This is a genomic window from Acinetobacter sp. YH12021, from assembly GCF_013420145.1.
Classification (GTDB): domain Bacteria; phylum Pseudomonadota; class Gammaproteobacteria; order Pseudomonadales; family Moraxellaceae; genus Acinetobacter; species Acinetobacter towneri.
The window spans coordinates 45,685-62,713 of the sequence record NZ_VOYT01000010.1 but is presented as its reverse complement, the minus strand read 5'-3'; the positions used below and the strand labels follow the sequence as shown (position 1 = coordinate 62,713).

General features: G+C 43.9%; 16 protein-coding genes. 10 read left to right on the top strand and 6 right to left on the bottom strand.

From position 1 onward, the window contains the following. The first annotated feature begins 179 nt into the window (after nucleotides 1-179). The 3 genes from dksA to FTT91_RS09395 are packed head-to-tail and all read left to right on the top strand — an operon-like array spanning nucleotide 180 to nucleotide 1,931. Nucleotides 180-707: an RNA polymerase-binding protein DksA gene (gene dksA / locus FTT91_RS09405; RefSeq protein ID WP_004975725.1), complete on the top strand. Its 528-nt coding sequence runs from the start codon at nucleotides 180-182 to the stop codon at nucleotides 705-707. 2 nt (nucleotides 708-709) lie between these two features. Further along, nucleotides 710-1,639 (top strand): tRNA glutamyl-Q(34) synthetase GluQRS, encoded by a 930-nt coding sequence (gluQRS, locus tag FTT91_RS09400; protein ID WP_004975723.1) that lies wholly within the window; start codon nucleotides 710-712, stop codon nucleotides 1,637-1,639. A gap of 52 nt (nucleotides 1,640-1,691) precedes the next feature. Next, nucleotides 1,692-1,931 (top strand): zinc-ribbon domain-containing protein, encoded by a 240-nt coding sequence (locus FTT91_RS09395; protein WP_104852920.1) that lies wholly within the window; start codon nucleotides 1,692-1,694, stop codon nucleotides 1,929-1,931. 11 nt (nucleotides 1,932-1,942) lie between these two features. Here the strand turns inward: FTT91_RS09395 and ftsW are convergent, their stop codons facing one another. From ftsW to FTT91_RS09370, 5 genes are all read right to left on the bottom strand, one after another. Next, nucleotides 1,943-3,139, bottom strand: a complete 1,197-nt coding sequence (gene ftsW, locus FTT91_RS09390) for a putative lipid II flippase FtsW (RefSeq protein WP_004975720.1) — start codon at nucleotides 3,137-3,139, stop codon at nucleotides 1,943-1,945. 19 nt (nucleotides 3,140-3,158) lie between these two features. Next, a complete protein-coding gene (murD, locus tag FTT91_RS09385) occupies nucleotides 3,159-4,505 on the bottom strand; it encodes a UDP-N-acetylmuramoyl-L-alanine--D-glutamate ligase (protein ID WP_104853279.1) in 1,347 nt (448 codons plus the stop codon). Nucleotides 4,506-4,676: 171 nt separating this feature from the next. Next, nucleotides 4,677-4,928 carry a DUF6587 family protein gene (locus FTT91_RS09380; RefSeq protein ID WP_004975717.1) on the bottom strand — a complete coding sequence of 84 codons (252 nt, stop codon included), beginning with the start codon at nucleotides 4,926-4,928 and terminating at the stop codon, nucleotides 4,677-4,679. A 32-nt stretch (nucleotides 4,929-4,960) separates the two neighbouring features. Then, the gene (locus FTT91_RS09375; RefSeq protein WP_180169309.1) at nucleotides 4,961-6,817 is read right to left on the bottom strand and encodes a ferrous iron transporter B; all 1,857 of its coding nucleotides are present in this window, start codon (nucleotides 6,815-6,817) and stop codon (nucleotides 4,961-4,963) included. Continuing rightward, nucleotides 6,814-7,074, bottom strand: a complete 261-nt coding sequence (locus tag FTT91_RS09370; protein WP_019838134.1) for a FeoA family protein — start codon at nucleotides 7,072-7,074, stop codon at nucleotides 6,814-6,816. Before FTT91_RS09370 ends, FTT91_RS09375 begins: the two co-directional genes overlap by 4 nt. Before the next feature lie 185 nt (nucleotides 7,075-7,259). On the opposite strand from FTT91_RS09370, the gene xerD reads away from it, so the two are divergent. The 4 genes from xerD to thrC all read left to right on the top strand — a co-directional run bounded on the left by xerD (nucleotide 7,260) and on the right by thrC (nucleotide 11,844). Further along, nucleotides 7,260-8,177 (top strand): site-specific tyrosine recombinase XerD, encoded by a 918-nt coding sequence (xerD, locus tag FTT91_RS09365; protein WP_004975712.1) that lies wholly within the window; start codon nucleotides 7,260-7,262, stop codon nucleotides 8,175-8,177. Nucleotides 8,178-8,327: 150 nt separating this feature from the next. Continuing rightward, nucleotides 8,328-9,143, top strand: a complete 816-nt coding sequence (locus tag FTT91_RS09360) for a DsbC family protein (protein ID WP_004975709.1) — start codon at nucleotides 8,328-8,330, stop codon at nucleotides 9,141-9,143. A gap of 199 nt (nucleotides 9,144-9,342) precedes the next feature. Further along, a complete protein-coding gene (locus FTT91_RS09355; protein WP_004975708.1) occupies nucleotides 9,343-10,647 on the top strand; it encodes a homoserine dehydrogenase in 1,305 nt (434 codons plus the stop codon). Between the two features lie 57 nt (nucleotides 10,648-10,704). Beyond that, nucleotides 10,705-11,844 carry a threonine synthase gene (thrC, locus tag FTT91_RS09350; RefSeq protein WP_004975706.1) on the top strand — a complete coding sequence of 380 codons (1,140 nt, stop codon included), beginning with the start codon at nucleotides 10,705-10,707 and terminating at the stop codon, nucleotides 11,842-11,844. Between the two features lie 120 nt (nucleotides 11,845-11,964). Here thrC and FTT91_RS09345 read toward each other — a convergent pair whose 3' ends face one another. Continuing rightward, a complete protein-coding gene (locus tag FTT91_RS09345; protein ID WP_131260992.1) occupies nucleotides 11,965-13,056 on the bottom strand; it encodes a serine hydrolase in 1,092 nt (363 codons plus the stop codon). 215 nt (nucleotides 13,057-13,271) lie between these two features. Between FTT91_RS09345 and FTT91_RS09340 the strand changes: the two genes are divergently transcribed. The 3 genes from FTT91_RS09340 (at nucleotide 13,272) to FTT91_RS09330 (ending at nucleotide 17,007) form a co-directional block, all read left to right on the top strand. After that, nucleotides 13,272-13,907 (top strand): response regulator, encoded by a 636-nt coding sequence (locus FTT91_RS09340; RefSeq protein ID WP_004975702.1) that lies wholly within the window; start codon nucleotides 13,272-13,274, stop codon nucleotides 13,905-13,907. Nucleotides 13,908-13,947: 40 nt separating this feature from the next. Beyond that, nucleotides 13,948-15,510 carry a PAS domain-containing sensor histidine kinase gene (locus FTT91_RS09335; protein ID WP_180169308.1) on the top strand — a complete coding sequence of 521 codons (1,563 nt, stop codon included), beginning with the start codon at nucleotides 13,948-13,950 and terminating at the stop codon, nucleotides 15,508-15,510. 69 nt (nucleotides 15,511-15,579) lie between these two features. Next, the gene (locus tag FTT91_RS09330) at nucleotides 15,580-17,007 is read left to right on the top strand and encodes a sigma-54 dependent transcriptional regulator (protein WP_180169307.1); all 1,428 of its coding nucleotides are present in this window, start codon (nucleotides 15,580-15,582) and stop codon (nucleotides 17,005-17,007) included. Nucleotides 17,008-17,029: the final 22 nt, after the last annotated feature.

Sequence of the window (17,029 nt, the reverse complement as noted above, 5' to 3'; positions counted from 1 at the left end):
CCTTCAACGAAAAAATGCGATAACACATCCAAACATCAAAGACTATCCATAATCAAAAAAAGTCTATATGATGACGTCCCCCGAAGAGAGAATTCTTTCTGAGGGAGTGGATAAAAACACTTGCATATCACCATATTTTTCGCGTATGAATCTTACGCATATGATGAGGAATGCCCTACATGGCGAATGACAACCAAAATCAAGTCTTGGACGAACAAACAGATCTTGTAGAAGAAAAAGCTACAAAACGCGTGCGTAAGGCAAAGCCAAAGGCTTTAGAGGGTGGTTCTACAGCTAGCTTATTTGGTATTGCACCTTATCAGCCGAAAAAGAATGAAGAATACATGTCTGAAGGACAACTCGAACATTTCCGTCAAATTTTAATGGCGTGGAAAGAAGAGTTAATGTCAGAAGTAGATCGTACACTCAACACCATGCAAGACGAAAATACCGCTTTGCCTGATGTGAATGACCGCGCGACACAAGAAGAAGAATTTGCGATTGAATTACGTACCCGTGACCGTGAACGTAAATTGATTCGTAAAATTGAACAATCCATTGAAGCGATTAAAAACGATGACTATGGTTTCTGTGAAACTTGTGGTATCGAAATTGGTCTGCGTCGTTTAGAAGCACGCCCAACGGCAACGTTATGTATTGACTGCAAAACTTTGGCAGAGATCAAAGAGAAGCAAAATAACGGTTAATTGTGACTGTTGAAAATTCTTTAGCGGAGCATGCTCCCCATGCGCAGCAGCGAGATCATATTTCGCTGACGCGCTACTCAGGTCGGTTTGCGCCATCGCCAACCGGCCCTTTGCATTTTGGCTCTCTCATTACTGCCGTTGCCAGTTATTGCGATGCCAAAGCCCAGCACGGCACTTGGCTGGTACGTATTGAAGATACTGACATCCCACGCATTTACCCTGGCAGTGAAAATCATATCTTGCGTTGTATTGATGCCTTTCAATTTGAGCCGGATGCCGAAATTATTTTCCAGAAAGATCGCCTCGATCTCTATGCAGCCGTGTTGCAACAATTGCAGCAACGCGACTTGGTCTATGCCTGTCAATGCACCCGCAAAATGCTTGGCTCCAATCATATTTATGCAGGGACTTGCCGCAATTTAGGTTTAGATTTTGCCAATCAAGCGATTCGAGTCAAAGTCACAGACCAAGAGATTTGCTTTCAAGACCGCCTGCAAGACAAACAATGTTCCAACCTTGCGCAGGACTTGGGCGATTTTGTCCTAAAACGGCGTGATGGCATTATCAATTATCAACTGGCAGTGGTGGTGGATGATTATTTGCAAGGCATTACCCATGTGGTTCGCGGCGCAGATTTACTCGACAACACCGCACGGCAAATCTATTTGGGGCAACTGTTAGGCTACCCTAAACTCAGCTACACGCACCTGCCTTTAGCCATGAATGCACAAGGGCAAAAACTGTCTAAACAGAACTTGGCACAAGCTTTAGATTTAGCCCAAGCACCGAAGCTGCTACAAGCCGCTTTAACTGCCTTAAATCAAGCCACTGTCGAATTAGACACCCCTGCACGCATGCTTACGCAAGCCATTCAGCAATGGGATCTTTCACGTATTCCTGCAGGCACAGCTTTACACGGCTATTATTTATAAAATTTAAAATTCAGTTATGCTCAAATTGAAATGGATCATTTGAGGTTGTGTCATGTTTTTTATTTTTGGTGTTGGACCGAAAACCAAAGTGGTCGAGAAAAGTCAATTTAGCTGCCCCGTTTGCCGCACTCGCAGTAGCTATGAACTCAGACAGCAACGACAATATTTTTCCTTATTTTTTATTCCCTTGTTTCCTATGTCTAAACAAAAAAATACTACAGTCAAGTGCTTACACTGCGGAACAGTCATGCCAAGCATGGTCTTGCACCATGCTCAGCCAGAAGCGAAATAGAAGGATAAATTCTAGAAGCTGGATTCTTCACGGCTAGGGTTAATCTCATGCGTGCTGGCTTCAATTTTCAGAATCAAACTCACCATCACTGCACACATAATTAACGATGAACCACCATAACTAATAAAAGGTAGAGTCAAACCTTTGGTAGGCAACATACCCATATTCATGCCTGCATTCACCATAATCTGTAATAAGAAGATAATGCTGATGCCATAAGCCAAATATCCTGCACGTAAGTACTGGTTTTTCAGGGCGCGATGACCAATTTTAATGCAGGCAATCAGCATCGCAAAAGACAAGCTCAACACCACAAAAATGCCTAAAAAGCCAAACTCTTCACCTAAGACAGCCAACATAAAGTCCGTATGTGCTTCAGGTAAATAGGACATTTTCTGGATACTATGCCCCAAGCCTACGCCTGCCCATTCACCGCGTCCAAATGCCATTAAGGCGTTAGACAACTGATAACCGACACCCAAAGGGTCATTCCACGGGTTTGAGAACGACATTAAACGCTCAAAACGATAAGGCTCAAATACCACCAAAAACACAAAGGCGGCAATAATCGCGCCAAAGGCAATACCAAACTGAATTAATGGCGCACCAGCTAAAAAGAAGACCCCTAACATGGTCAAGGCAATCACCACGGTCGCCCCCAAGTCAGGCTCTGCAATCACCAAACCTACCGTGACTGCCATAATCACTGCAAGACGAATCAGACCTTTAATGTTATTACGCACTTCTTCGGCACGGCGCACCACATAGTCAGCAGTAAAAATGGCCATCATCACTTTAGCGACTTCGGAAGCTTGCAGGGTAAAACCTGCGACCCGAATCCAGCGTTTAGAACCATTGACTTCAGTACCCACCAGCAACACTGCAGCCAACAAGGCAATGGTCACAATCCACAGAAAGAAGGTGTTGTTAAACCAGGTATTCAGCGGCACTCTATAGGCAATCACGGCAGCGATTAATGCCACCACAATAGAAATGCCATGACGCAATACATAGTGAAAGGCATTTTCATGCATGCGCTCGGCATAAGGCATAGAAGCCGATGCCACCATGATTGAACCAATACATAACAGCGCCAGTACGCTAAAAATCAGTACATTGCGTACATTCACTTCCGCTGGCAGTTTGGGTAACCAGCGCTCATAGACCTGATTGAGTTTATTGATTGTTGTCTGAGCAAAGCCAGCCATATCTCACACCTTATTGTTGTTATACCAGTGCGTTGACATAAGCAACGAACTTGTGACCACGTTCTGGATAGCCCGAGAACATATCAAAACTTGCACATGCAGGTGACAATAACACCACATCATGCGCTTGTGTATGTTGTTGGCAGATTTCAACTGCTTGTTGCAAGGTATCTGCAGTTAAGAGTTGGGTTGTTCCCGCAACTGCTGTTTCAATTTTCGTAGCATCCTCACCAATCAACACTGCCAGTTTGGCATATTGTTGCAATGATTGGCGTAGCGCAGTGAAGTCCTGCCCTTTGCCTTGCCCACCTAAAATAATCGCAACCTTACCGCCTTGTGCCTGAATTGCTGCACCCAAGCCATCTAAAGCTGCCAAAGTTGCACCGATGTTGGTTCCTTTGGAGTCATTATAATAACGCACCCCATGTAATTCTTTGACGAATTCACAACGATGCTCCAAACCTTTAAAGGTTTTCAGCGTTTCCAGCATGCTGTGCATAGATAAACCAATGGCTTCACCCAATGCCAAACACGCTAATGCATTAGCAATATTGTGTGTGCCTTGAATATACATCTCGGTGCTTTTTAATAAACGCTCACGCCCACGTGCCAACCACATGCTGCCATCATCATCTTTTAATAAGCCGTATTGGTTTAGGTCAGGCGCATTTAAGCCAAAACTTTGCATAGGGGTTTGATCTGGCACTAACGGACGACTTAAAGCATCATCACGGTTAAACACCACTTTTTTCACACCCTGAAAAATACGATGTTTGGCGGTGTGATAACCGAACATATCGCCATGACGGTCTAAATGGTCTTCACTCATGTTCAGCACTACCGCCACTTCTGCATTTAAATTCGAGGTGGTTTCTAGCTGAAAACTGGAGAGTTCTAAAATATACAGTTCAGGATCATCTTTGATCAGATCCAGCGCAGGGCGTCCCAAATTGCCACCTACCGCGACTTTTTTGCCTGCCTGCTCTGCCATTAAACCAATCAGTGTGGTAACGGTACTTTTCGCATTAGACCCTGTAATTGCCACAATAGGTTTGTCGGTCGCACGACGTAAAATCTGAATTTCACTCACCACAGGAATGCCCTGCGCCATCGCAGCCTGAATTTCAGGGAGTTTTGGATCTAGCCCTGGGCTAATCACAATTTCTTCTGCAGACAGCAATAAATCCTGATCAAACTGACCAAAGCGAGTTTCTACTTCGGCAGGAATTTGGTCATGCCCTGGAGGTGTGGGGCGAGAATCTGTCACAGCAACGCGGTAACCCTGATGATGTAAAAAATTAACGGCTGCAACACCAGAAATACCAAGTCCTGCAACGACTTTTAATCCACCACGTTGTATTAACATTTTTGCCCCATTTTGTGCGCTAATTTTGAAACAGACAAAATAGTAGCACTTTGCTGTTTTGAATGCTTTTTCTGTTTGCAGTTCCTGCAGTTTTTTTGTGTCAGTGCGTAAAAAAACCGTCATATTGCAGACGGTTTTTAAAAAGAATATTGCTAAAGTGAATAAACAAGCCTATTTCCACTTCACCGCTTGAACTTCAACTTTCTTTTCTGCGGGTTGATCTTGAGAATCACAACCACAACTGCCGCCACAGCCTGCCGCGGCTGCAGGTTTTAGCCATTTGGCCAAGCCATGCCAGCCTTTTTCAGTACAGAAATTGGAGAGTTTTAGAAAAACTGCGCCAGAAGTCTTGGGAAAGACTTTTTTAAAGACTACTACAGCACTCCACAGTACCAATGCAGCAACAATTAAAATTTCAACCATGTTCATCTACTCCTGTAGGTCAGGCATGTGCCTTAACCCAACAAATACGATGCCGTTTGATAAGTCAGGAATGACATGAAATAAGCCAAACCAAATAGATAGCAGGTCATAATACTGACCGTACGCCATGATCCTGTTTCGCGTTTTACCGTTGCTAAAGTTGCCAAACAATGCGGTGCATAAATAAACCACACCAATAACGATAAACCCGTTGCCAATGACCAGCCCAGTTCACCACCACCACTAATTAAAGCAGCCAAACCTTGGGACATGGCATCTTCATCCACTGCAGATAAGGCATAGACTGTGCCTAATGCAGCCACCACCACTTCACGCGCTGCCATCGCAGGAATCAAGGCAATCACGATCTGCCAGTTAAAGCCCACAGGAGCAAAAATTGGCTGTAATACATGCCCCAGCATCCCTGCAAAACTATAGTCAATTGCAGGCATGGTCGCGCCTTCAGGCGGCTGCGGGAACGTACACAAGAACCACAATAAAATCGACAGTGCAAAAATAATGCCACCGACACGCTTTAAGAAAATTTTGGCGCGATCTAGCAAACCAATCCAAACACTTTTTAGGTCTGGAAAACGGTAGCTCGGTAGTTCCATCAACAAGACATGCTCAGATTTATCTTTTTGCAAAAATTTAAGCACAAAAGATACGCCCAAGGCACTTAAAATACCCGCCATATACAGACCAAATAACACCAAGCCTTGTAAATTAAACATGCCCCAGACGGTTTGATTTGGAATGAACGCCGCAATCAATAAGGCATATACTGGCAAACGTGCGGAACAAGTCATCAATGGCGCAACCATGATCGTGGTTAAACGATCACGTGGGTCAGCAATACTACGTGTTGCCATAATGCCTGGCACTGCACAGGCAAAACTAGACAGCAATGGAATAAAGGCACGACCACTCAAACCTGCGCTAAACATCAGCTTATCGAGCAAGAATGCGGCACGTGGCAAATAACCCGATTCCTCTAAAATTAAAATAAACAGGAACAGAATTAAAATTTGCGGCAAGAACACCACCACACCGCCTGCGCCCGCAATAATGCCATCCACAATCAAGCTGTTCAGCAAGGGATGGCTAATGTTTTCGCCAATCACTTCACCTAGCCAGCCAAATAAACTTTCGATGCCATCCATAAACGGTGCAGCCCAAGCAAATACCGCTTGGAAGACAACAAACATCATCACCGCAAGGCTGACTAAACCGAATACAGGATGTAAAAAAATTTTATCGAGGAAGTCGGAGCGTTTGTCTTCTTCATCTACAAAGTGCACCACATCATGCAAAATGGTTTGAATCCGTTGATGCTGACTGCCTGTTAAGCCTGTCAATTCTGTCTGCGGAACAGCAAATTTGCCCTGATCTAAGGCATGCATTAAGTTTTGAATACCTGAATCACGCACTGCCACGGTTTCCACCACAGGTACACCCAAACGCTCAGACAATTTTTGCGTGTTGATTTGCATGCCACGACGACGCGCCTCATCCATCATGTTGAGTACCAACAAAATCGGACGACCCAGTGCAATCATTTCCAAAACCAAGCCCAAATGCAATTTCAGGTTGGTGGCATCCACGACACAAAGAAAGGCATCTTGCTGACCTTCTTCGGCTATTTTGCCTTGTACCACATCTCGAGTAATGGCTTCGTCGGGACTGGTGGCTTCTAAGCTGTAAGTGCCTGGTAAATCTAAAACCCGCACCGCTTGCCCTGAAGGCAAGCTGAACTGCCCAAGCTTGCGCTCTACGGTAACACCCGCATAGTTTGCAACTTTCTGACGCGTCCCTGTCAAATGGTTAAATAAAGAAGTTTTACCGCAGTTTGGATTCCCTACAAGTGCGATACGTAAGGCATCGCTCATGCAGATGCTCCTTGCTCAATTTCTATGCGTTGAGCTTCTACTTTGCGCAAGGCAAATCGGGTAAATCCCACTTGAATTAAGATCGGATCTCCACCAAAAATACCTTTAGTGATCACCTGCACAGGCGTCCCAGGCACAAAGCCTAACGTTTCTAAGCGATTCGCAACCAAATCATTTAGGGATGTTGCACCATCGGCAGTACGTAATACCTGACGGATGATGGCTGTTTGTTTTGCTTTAAGTTCTGACAAACGCACCGTGAAATTCCTATACCATTTTGCACATTATAACATGCAAATGAGAACAATTAACAAATAAGGTCGACTTACATTTAAATGCTTTATATCACATCGACAGCCCTGCTGAATTGGATTAGAGTAGAAAATAACGCTGCTTATTATCGAATTTCTCAATTAATTTTGTGATTTCGCCTGTGATTCCTATGCTGAACAAAAAACCTCGTATTCCTGCTGCAATACAGATTCCAGAAGCTTTGAGCTTTTTGGAAGGCTATCGCAACGATTTAATCGCACAAAGTGTCAGCCCGCATACCCGCAATGCCTATCTGTCCGATTTAATTCAATGCAGCGACTATGTCAGCAAACCCATGCCTGAATGGAATCATGACGATATTTCAGATGTACTCATCGAACTCACCAAACAACAAAAAAGCCCCCGCTCTATTGCACGCTGCCTATCTGCGCTACGTTCTTTTTATAAATTTTTAAGAGAACACAAACTTCGTTCTGACAACCCTGTTGCTGCGCATAAAACTCCAAAATTAGGTCGTGCCTTACCCAAAGATTTATCTGAAGCCGATGTTGAAGCCTTAATTCACGCTCCTGACATCAACACTGCACTCGGATTACGAGATCGTGCCATGCTTGAAGTCTTATATGCTTGCGGTTTACGAGTGACGGAATTGCTGAATTTACGCTTAGAGTTGATCAACCTGAAACAAGGCTATTTACGAATTGTAGGTAAAGGCAATAAAGAGCGTTTGGTGCCTATGGGACAAGTCGCTTGTGAATGGATAGAAAAATATTTAACCGAGTCGCGTCCGCAACTGTATAAAAGTGCTACCGATTATCTATTTTTAACGGTGCATGGCGGCATTATGAGCCGACAAAATTTTTGGTATGCCATTAAACGCTATGCCCTGCAAGCAGGCATTCAAGCCGAGTTATCACCACACACGTTAAGACATGCCTTTGCCACACACTTACTCAATCATGGGGCAGATTTACGCGTGGTACAAATGCTGCTCGGGCACAGTGATTTATCCACCACACAAATCTACACCCACGTCGCACAAATCCGTATGCAGCAATTGCATGCCCAGCATCATCCACGGGCTTAAAAAAACAAAAACGACGTAGAAGCATAGGGTCTGTTGACACTTCATCTATGAACGTAAGCCATTTATGAAATGGCAACAGACCCTAACGATCACGAATATTTTTTGTTATGCTAACGCTCTATTTTTTATGCCAACAAGAAAGGGTTGTTTATGACATTTACCCGCTCGACACTTTTGATTGCCTGTTCACTGGCAAGTGCTTTTGCAATCACCGCATGTTCAAATGCAAACAATGAAGATAAAAAGCAAACCACACTCACCGCCAGTGCGCCTGCAACGGGTGAAGCATCAACCCTAATTGAACGCAATGCACAACAGCGTTTAAGTACAACCTTGCAGCAACATTTTAAAACTGCAGGTATCAACGCCAAAATTACCGACATTAAAGCCACTGAAGTTCCAAATTTATTTTGGGTGAGTCTTGAAGGCATGTCATCGGTCTATGCCACCAGTGATGGCAAATACATTATTCAGGGCGATGTGATCCGTTTAGGTGACAAAGAACTACATAACGTCAGTGAAAACCTGCAAGCAGGCGTGAACAAGAAAATTTTTGCTGAATTAAAACAGGAAGATTTATTGGTATTCCCTGCCAAAGGCAAAACCAAACACGTCATTTATGTATTTACCGATGTCAGCTGTCCATATTGCCATCGTCTACATGAACAAATGGATGAAATGAATGGTAAAGGCATTGAAGTCCGTTACATTGCTTGGCCGCGTGGTGAACAGCACATGCCTGCTATGGAAGCAATTTGGTGTAGCGAAGATCGTCACGCTGCCTTTAATCAGGTCATGAATGGCGCACAAATTGCACCTGCCAACTGTAAAAACCCTGTTCGTGCTCAGTATCAATTGGGCTTAAATATGGGCGTCAATGGCACACCTGCGATTTATAATGCCGAAGGCGTATATTTAGGCGGCTACCTGTCTACCGCTGAATTGATCAAGCGCTTAGACAAATAAAAATAGCGGATCTGTGGATGCTGCATCATCCCAATACACCAAGACGTAGCATCTATGAGGCCAATATAAATAACGATTTTTTATGCGTTATTTTACTTTTTTTTATACTGTGAAGATAAGTGAGATCTGCCCTAGAGTCAGCGCGTTTTTTTAGCTATGATCTAGGCTTGCTTAAAGTTATTAAAATATGGAGTGTGACGTGAAACCAGTTCGTCTGGCAATCCTCGGTCTTGGTACTGTGGGTGGTGGTGCCCTTAAACTATTAAAAGAAAATGCTGCTGAGATTAGACGTCGCACCGGTCGTGAAATTGAAATCACTTATGTGGGAACACGTCGTCCGCGTCCTGACCTAAACTTGCCTGAATCGGTCAAGCAAAGCTCCGACTTGATGGACATTGTCCGTCAACCCGATGTAGACGTGGTGGTTGAAGTGATGGGCGGTATTCACCCTGCTTATGACGTGATCATGGAAGCCATGAAGCACGGCAAACAAGTAGTGACAGCCAACAAAGCCCTACTTGCAGAACACGGCAATGAGCTATTTAAAGCAGCTGAAGACAATGCCGTACAAATTGCCTATGAAGCTGCGGTTGCAGGTGGTATTCCAATTATTAAAGTCATCCGTGAAGGTTTGGCTGCCAACAAAATTGAATGGTTGGCAGGCATCATCAACGGTACAGGCAACTTCATTTTAAGTGAAATGCGTGAAAAAGGTCGTGCATTTGAAGACGTACTGAAAGAAGCACAAGAATTAGGCTATGCCGAAGCCGATCCGACTTTTGACGTCGAAGGTATTGATGCTGCTCACAAACTGACTATTTTGGCTTCATGTGCATTTGGTATTCCGCTACAGTTTGACAAAGTCTTTACCGAAGGTATTGGCAAAGTGACCGCGCAAGATGTGAAATATGCCGAAGAACTCGGTTTCCGCATCAAACACTTGGGTATTGCCCGTCGTACCGACAAAGGCATTGAACTGCGTGTTCACCCAACTTTAATTCCTGAAGAAGAATTGATTGCCAATGTTAATGGCGTGAAAAACGCGGTCTTGGTACAAGCCAATGCGGTTGGTCCAACGCTCTATTATGGCGCAGGTGCAGGTGCAGGCCCAACAGCCTCTGCGGTAGTTGCCGATGTCGTTGATATTGTCCGTGACATTTCTTATACCGAAGATGGCGCAGGTACAATTCCGCAATTGGCATTTGAAGCCTTAACCGACTTGCCAATTTTAAGCCGTGAAGAAATGACCACGGGTTACTACATTCGCATTAATGCCGAAGACCAAACTGGCGTACTTGCTGATGTGACCACTATTTTAAGCCGCGCGGGAATCAGTATTGATGCCATCATGCAGCAATCACGCTTAAAAGACCTTATTCCTATCGTGATTCTGACTGACCCAGTCCTAGAATCAAAAATGGATGAAGCGTTACAACAAATTCAAGCATTGCCAACCATTCATGGCGAAATTGTACGAATTCGTTTAGAATCGCTTGATAATTAATCGGGTGAAGGGGAGTATTTCCCCTTGCCAAGCTCTACACACAATTGGAACATCATCATGTCGAATGCCAATCGTTATACTGGTTTAGTTGACCGTTATCGTGACCGTTTACCAGTGTCTGCAACCACACGTGCAATCTCTCTAGGCGAAGGAAACACGCCACTGATTAAGCTTGAGAATATTCCACGCATTATTGGTAAAGATGTTGAAATTTATGTGAAGTATGAAGGCTTAAACCCGACAGGTTCATTTAAAGACCGTGGTATGACCATGGCAGTTACTAAAGCAGTTGAAGAAGGTTCAAAAGCCATTATCTGTGCATCTACAGGTAATACTTCTGCTGCTGCTGCTGCCTATGCTGCACGTGCAGGCATCAAAGCATTCGTTTTAATTCCTGAAGGCAAAATTGCCATGGGTAAAATGGCACAAGCGATGATGTACGGTGCCATCACCATGCAAATCCGCGGTAACTTTGACGATGGTATGCGTCTAGTTAAAGAAGTTGCTGACCAAGCACCTGTGACCATTGTGAACTCGATCAACCCTTACCGCCTACAAGGTCAAAAGACCATTGCGTATGAAATTGTAGATGAGTTAGGTCGTGCACCAGATTACCACTGCTTACCTGTAGGTAACGCAGGCAACATTACTGCACACTGGATGGGTTATACCGAAGCGGTTGCCAACCAATCTGCCGATCAATTCGAGCAAGTGGTCTATGACGCAGCAACGGACAAATTCACAGGTCCAAACCCTGAAGGCCGCCCAATCATGGTGGGTTATCAAGCGTCTGGCGCTGCACCATTCTTACGTGGTGCGCCTGTAGAAAACCCTGAAACTGTTGCAACTGCAATTCGTATTGGTAACCCACAAAGCTGGAACCATGCCAAAGCCGTTGTACGCGATTCAGAAGGTTGGTTTGATGAGCTAACTGATGCTGAAATCTTAGAAGCACAACGCATGCTTTCAATGTATGAAGGCGTATTTGTTGAGCCTGCATCTGCTGCGTCTATTGGTGGTGCAATGCGCGACATCAAAGCAGGTAAAATCAAAGAAGGTTCTGTGATTGTATGTACCGTAACAGGTAACGGTCTGAAAGATCCTGACACTGCAATGAAACAATGTGCAGATGCGGTGATGCTCTCTATTGATGCTACAATGCAACAAGTAAAAGACTCTATCCTTTCAAACATGTAAGTTTTGAATCGTGATCAAAAAAACCTGCATTAGCAGGTTTTTTTGTATTTGGAATCATGCAACTTTAACGGAAGTTGAGTCATACGATTGATAACTCAACGCTCCAAGCTGAATGTGCTCTTAAATACGTTTAGGTAACTGACTTGCCCAACTCATTAAGCGAGTTGCATCATTGGTACGTGCTTGTGAAGTATCTGCACCCAAAAGCACCACCACTGCAGGACGGTTATTCAAAGTGGTATGCATCACCACACAACGCCCTGCTTCATTGATATAGCCTGTTTTAGACAGATTAATATTCCAACCACCATTACGTACCAGTGCATTGGTATTGTTAGATTTTAAAACACGATAACCCAAGTTAAAGTCATAGGTTGGCGTGGTTGAAAATTGGCGAATCAAACCATATTGCGAAGCGGTGCTGACCAAAATACCCAAATCACGCGCAGAAGATACATTACGTGGGTCTAAGCCTGTTGCTTCGGTAAAACGGGTAGAATGCATGCCCAATTCACGCGCTTTAGCATTCATTGCGGCTACAAAGGCATTTTTCCCACCTGGATAAGTACGTGCCAACGCTGCTGCTGCAGGATTTTCAGATTTCATTAATGCAAACAGTAACGCTTCGGCACGGTTTAACTTGTCGCCCACACGCAAAGTTGAGCTTGAGTTTTTACCTGCTGCACCTGCAAAATCAATCGATTGCAAAGTGATTTGTTCAGACATATTCAAACGTGCATCAGAAGTCACCACGGCAGTCATCACCTTGGTCACAGATGCAATAGGTAATGCCACATTGGTATTTTTGCTATACAGCACTTCACCTGTTTGCGCATCCATCACCAAAGCCGCACGTGCATTAACTGATGGTTGGTTGCTATAAGCAGAGGTATCTAAAATACGGACTGTTTTAGGCGCAGTGGAAGCAGGTGCAACACCATTGCTACTACGCACTGTAGTGGTAATTTTCGTTGAACCTGGCGGAGTAGGTTCAGCAACATAGCTCTCTGGCGCAGCCTGAGCGCTCGCACTGGTACTTTCCAGATCACCATTTAAGAATTGATCGGCTTGCTCCGAAGACCAACTTAAGGTCGCCTGACCGTCGCTCCCAGAGGAAGGATTGATGACAAGTTCAGCAAAACTGACAGAACTTAGGCTGAACATCATAGATGCGACCAGCACATGCATGAACGACTTCTTAGAATTTTTCACGACTGCTTACTCAACTCAGGGAGGTAAGATACATTTGCGTATTACCTCAAATATGCCTTACATTTAAAAATACAACAATGAATCGTTTTTGACACCATATTGTGCAGAACTTTTCATTCTAGATTAAGAATAGCATTGCTAATTTTGTCGTTTCATTGCAAGCTAATTTTGCTTTATGTAACAAAAAAGATGATTTTTTCAAAGGGAGAGTGTAGGTGATCACAGTTTTAGTAGTCGACGATCATGAATTGGTACGTACTGGGATTTGCCGTATGCTCGAAGACCATGCCGATGTGCAGGTGATTGGACAAGCTGAATCGGGTGAAGAAGCGATTACCTTAGTGCGTCAGCATCATCCCAATGTGGTGTTGTTAGATGTGAACATGCCTGGGATTGGAGGCGTAGAAACCACACGTCGTCTATTGCAAACTGCACCAGACACTAAGGTCTTGGCGGTGAGTGGTTTGGCAGAAGAACCCTACCCTTCTTTATTGCTGAAAGCAGGTGCAAAAGGCTATATCACCAAAGGCGCACCTGTCAGTGAAATGGTACGTGCCATTAAAAAAGTCATGCAGGGCGGTAAATACTTCAGTGCCGACATTGCCGAACAACTGGCAAGTTCATACTTATCTGACACACAACAATCGCCTTTTGATAGTCTTTCAGAACGTGAAATGCAAGTGGCGATGATGGTGGTGAATTGTATTAGCGCACAGGAAATTGCCGATAAGTTGTTTGTCAGTGTAAAAACCGTAAATACCTATCGTTACCGTATTTTTGAAAAATTAAATATTGATAGTGATGTCAAACTGACTCACCTTGCCATTCGTTATGGACTGATTAAACCCTAAATTTTCAACGCTGTTGATGCACAAATAAGACCTTTACGATATGCCAGATTTAAAACAACATTCTGAGTTAAATCAGTATCATCTTGGCATGTGGTATGGTACTTACCGACTGCTGATTGCCTTTTGTTTGCTGCTGATTACCCTGCTCACCTTTCAGCAGCTTGGCACACAATATCAGCACCCGGGTTTATATCTGTATACCTTGGTCTGCTATTTTATTTTTAGCTGCCTGCAACTGATCAGCTATAAATATATTCCTTTTAAAAGCACGCAACAACTGACCCTGTTTTTTGCAGTCGATATTATCGCGCTGAGTAGCCTGACTTTTGCCAGTGATGGCCCTAATTTATATTTAAGTCTGCTGTTTGTGATCACGATTTTTGCAGCCTCTCTCTTGCTGCAAAAGCGTAAAGCCTTAGCCATTACCCTCATCGCGATGATTATGGTGATTTACCAACACTTTGTTGGGAGTTTGCTGGACTTTTCATCGCTAAATAATATTGGTCAAAGTGCGCTATTGGCATTTTTATTTTGGGTGGTTTATGGCAGTGGACGTATTGCAGTACGGCGTTTCCAAATTTTAGAAAATCTAAATTTTTCGCAATCTTTGGAATTAAACCGCCTACAAAATATCAACCGTTATATTTTAGAACAAACCGAAATGGGCTATTTGGTTTTAGATGAAAATTGCCATGTCGTCCTCAGCAACCCTGCAGCCTGTCATCTGTTGGGGATTCATCCTAAATATGCGCACGCGACCTATCCATTGTATAAAATTCAGCCCGATTTATTTGATCTGTTCAAATTTGATCAATTGCAAGATGGAGAAAAATTTCAATTCGAGTCGCAACTAAGTCATTTTCATGTGCATATTCAGGTACAAAAACTCAAAGTGCCACATCAAACGCTGACTTTATTGGCGCTGCAGGATGGACGTAAAATCAATCAGCAAGTCCAGCAACTCAAATTAGCCGCCTTAGGACAACTCTCTGCCAGTATTGCGCACGAAATTCGCAACCCGTTGGCAGCCATTGTACAAGCCAACAATTTATTTACAGGCAGTGATGCTGCACAGCAACAATTGCTGTCGGACATGATCAGCAAACAAGCGACACGGATTGATAAGATTATTCACGACACGCTGAGTATGGTCAAAAATAAACAAACCACGCCTGTCGCGATTCAGCTCAATCAATTTTTGCCACAATTCATTCAGGAAGATTTACCTGATGCAGCGAGTCAAATTCAGCTTACACTGACCGAACCACTGAGCATCCAGTTTGATGAATCACAGTTTCGCCAAGTGCTGATTAACCTGATTCGTAACGCCATTCGACACAATGCTGCACAGCAGCCCATTGAGATTACGGTCTACCCGCAAACAACTTATATTTATATTGATGTGCGGGATTTTGGTGCAGGTGTCGCCAGTCAAGATCTCCTCTATCTGTTCCAGCCATTTTTCAGTACCGAAATCAATGGAACTGGTTTAGGATTGTATCTATCGCATAGTTTTTGCGAGGCGAATCAAGCCAAGCTGAGCTATATAGAACAAGAACAAGGCGCATGTTTCAGGATGAAATGTCTACGTGCCATTGAATAAACGCGATTGATATTGGATCAATCTTGTTGCTGTGGTTTTGATTTAATTTTGTGTGGTTTTGGGGAAAATATGCACGCTGTTCAACCTTTGGTTTTATTGGTCGATGACGAAGAAGACCTTTGTACCCTCATGCAGATGACTTTGGCACGTATGGGGATTCAAACCCATGTCGCGTATCGTTTAGTGCAAGCCAAGCAGTTATTGGCAGAACATCAGTACGATGCTTGCTTAACCGACTTAAACCTGCCCGATGGCAATGGCTTGCAACTGGTTGAATGGATTTCCGAACAATATCCGAATGTGCCTGTTGCCGTATTGACCGCTTACGGCAATATGGATATTGCGATTGCTGCTTTAAAAGCAGGTGCATTTGACTTTGTCAGCAAGCCTGTCAATCAAATACATTTACAGCAACTCCTTGAAAAAGCACTGAATAAACCTTTCGACACCACCGATCATCACAGCCAAGATCAGCTTGAATATAAAATGTTGATTGGGCAATCTTTGCCTATTCAGCAATTGCGCAGCACCATCAAAAAAATTGCGCGCTCGCAAGCGCCTGTATTTATTACAGGCGAATCAGGTACGGGGAAAGAAGTTGTCGCCAATTTGGTTCACCGTTTAAGTAATCGCAACGAAGGACCATTTATTGCAATTAACTGTGGTGCAATCCCCACCGAACTCATGGAAAGCGAGCTGTTTGGGCATAAAAAAGGCAGCTTTACAGGCGCAACCCAAGACAAACAGGGTTTGATTCAATCTGCACATGGTGGCAGCTTGTTCTTAGATGAAATAGCCGAGTTGCCACTGAGTATGCAAGTCAAACTGCTGCGTGCGGTTCAGGAAAAACGGATTCGTCCTGTCGGTTCAGACACCGAAATTGATGTCGATTTTCGTGTGATCAGTGCCAGTCATCAAGACTTAGAAAGTTTGGTTCAGCAAGGACGTTTCCGTCAGGATTTATTTTTCCGTATTCATGTGATGGATTTGGTTTTGCCTGCCCTGCGTGAACGTGAACAAGATATTTTATTACTGGCAGATCACTTCATTCAAAAAGTCGCACAAGAATGGGATATTCCTGCTAAACAGCTCACCCCACGGGCCCAGCAATTTTTACTGGAACAATACTATCCTGGCAACGTGCGTGAATTACGCAATATTATTGAACGCGCCATGACCCTGAGTGATGATGCTGTCATTGACTTACAACACCTACAAACTGCGCCTTTACGACAGTTTAGTATGGAAACTAGCGCGGAGACTCCACTATCCTCAGACACAAATAACGCACTCATGTCAGATGCGATGCCAACAGGACGTAAACTGCCAGAAGAAGGTTTAGAAGCTTATTTAGAAAAAGTGGAAAAAGATATTTTACTGAATGCCCTGAATCTAACCCACTGGAACCGCACCTTAGCCGCAAAAAAACTGGGGATGTCTTTCCGTTCTTTACGTTATCGTTTGAAAAAATTTGGGCTTGATACTGAAGATGAATAAGCACTATTCATCTTCAAACTGT

Coding starts and splice junctions, on each gene's coding strand:
- dksA (WP_004975725.1), top strand. CDS start 180: ATGGCGAATGACAACCAAAATCAAGTCTTGGACGAACAAACAGATCTT.
- FTT91_RS09395 (WP_104852920.1), top strand. CDS start 1,692: ATGTTTTTTATTTTTGGTGTTGGACCGAAAACCAAAGTGGTCGAGAAA.
- ftsW (WP_004975720.1), bottom strand. CDS start 3,139: ATGGCTGGCTTTGCTCAGACAACAATCAATAAACTCAATCAGGTCTAT.
- murD (WP_104853279.1), bottom strand. CDS start 4,505: ATGTTAATACAACGTGGTGGATTAAAAGTCGTTGCAGGACTTGGTATT.
- FTT91_RS09380 (WP_004975717.1), bottom strand. CDS start 4,928: ATGGTTGAAATTTTAATTGTTGCTGCATTGGTACTGTGGAGTGCTGTA.
- FTT91_RS09375 (WP_180169309.1), bottom strand. CDS start 6,817: ATGAGCGATGCCTTACGTATCGCACTTGTAGGGAATCCAAACTGCGGT.
- xerD (WP_004975712.1), top strand. CDS start 7,260: ATGCTGAACAAAAAACCTCGTATTCCTGCTGCAATACAGATTCCAGAA.
- FTT91_RS09360 (WP_004975709.1), top strand. CDS start 8,328: ATGACATTTACCCGCTCGACACTTTTGATTGCCTGTTCACTGGCAAGT.
- thrC (WP_004975706.1), top strand. CDS start 10,705: ATGTCGAATGCCAATCGTTATACTGGTTTAGTTGACCGTTATCGTGAC.
- FTT91_RS09335 (WP_180169308.1), top strand. CDS start 13,948: ATGCCAGATTTAAAACAACATTCTGAGTTAAATCAGTATCATCTTGGC.
- FTT91_RS09330 (WP_180169307.1), top strand. CDS start 15,580: ATGCACGCTGTTCAACCTTTGGTTTTATTGGTCGATGACGAAGAAGAC.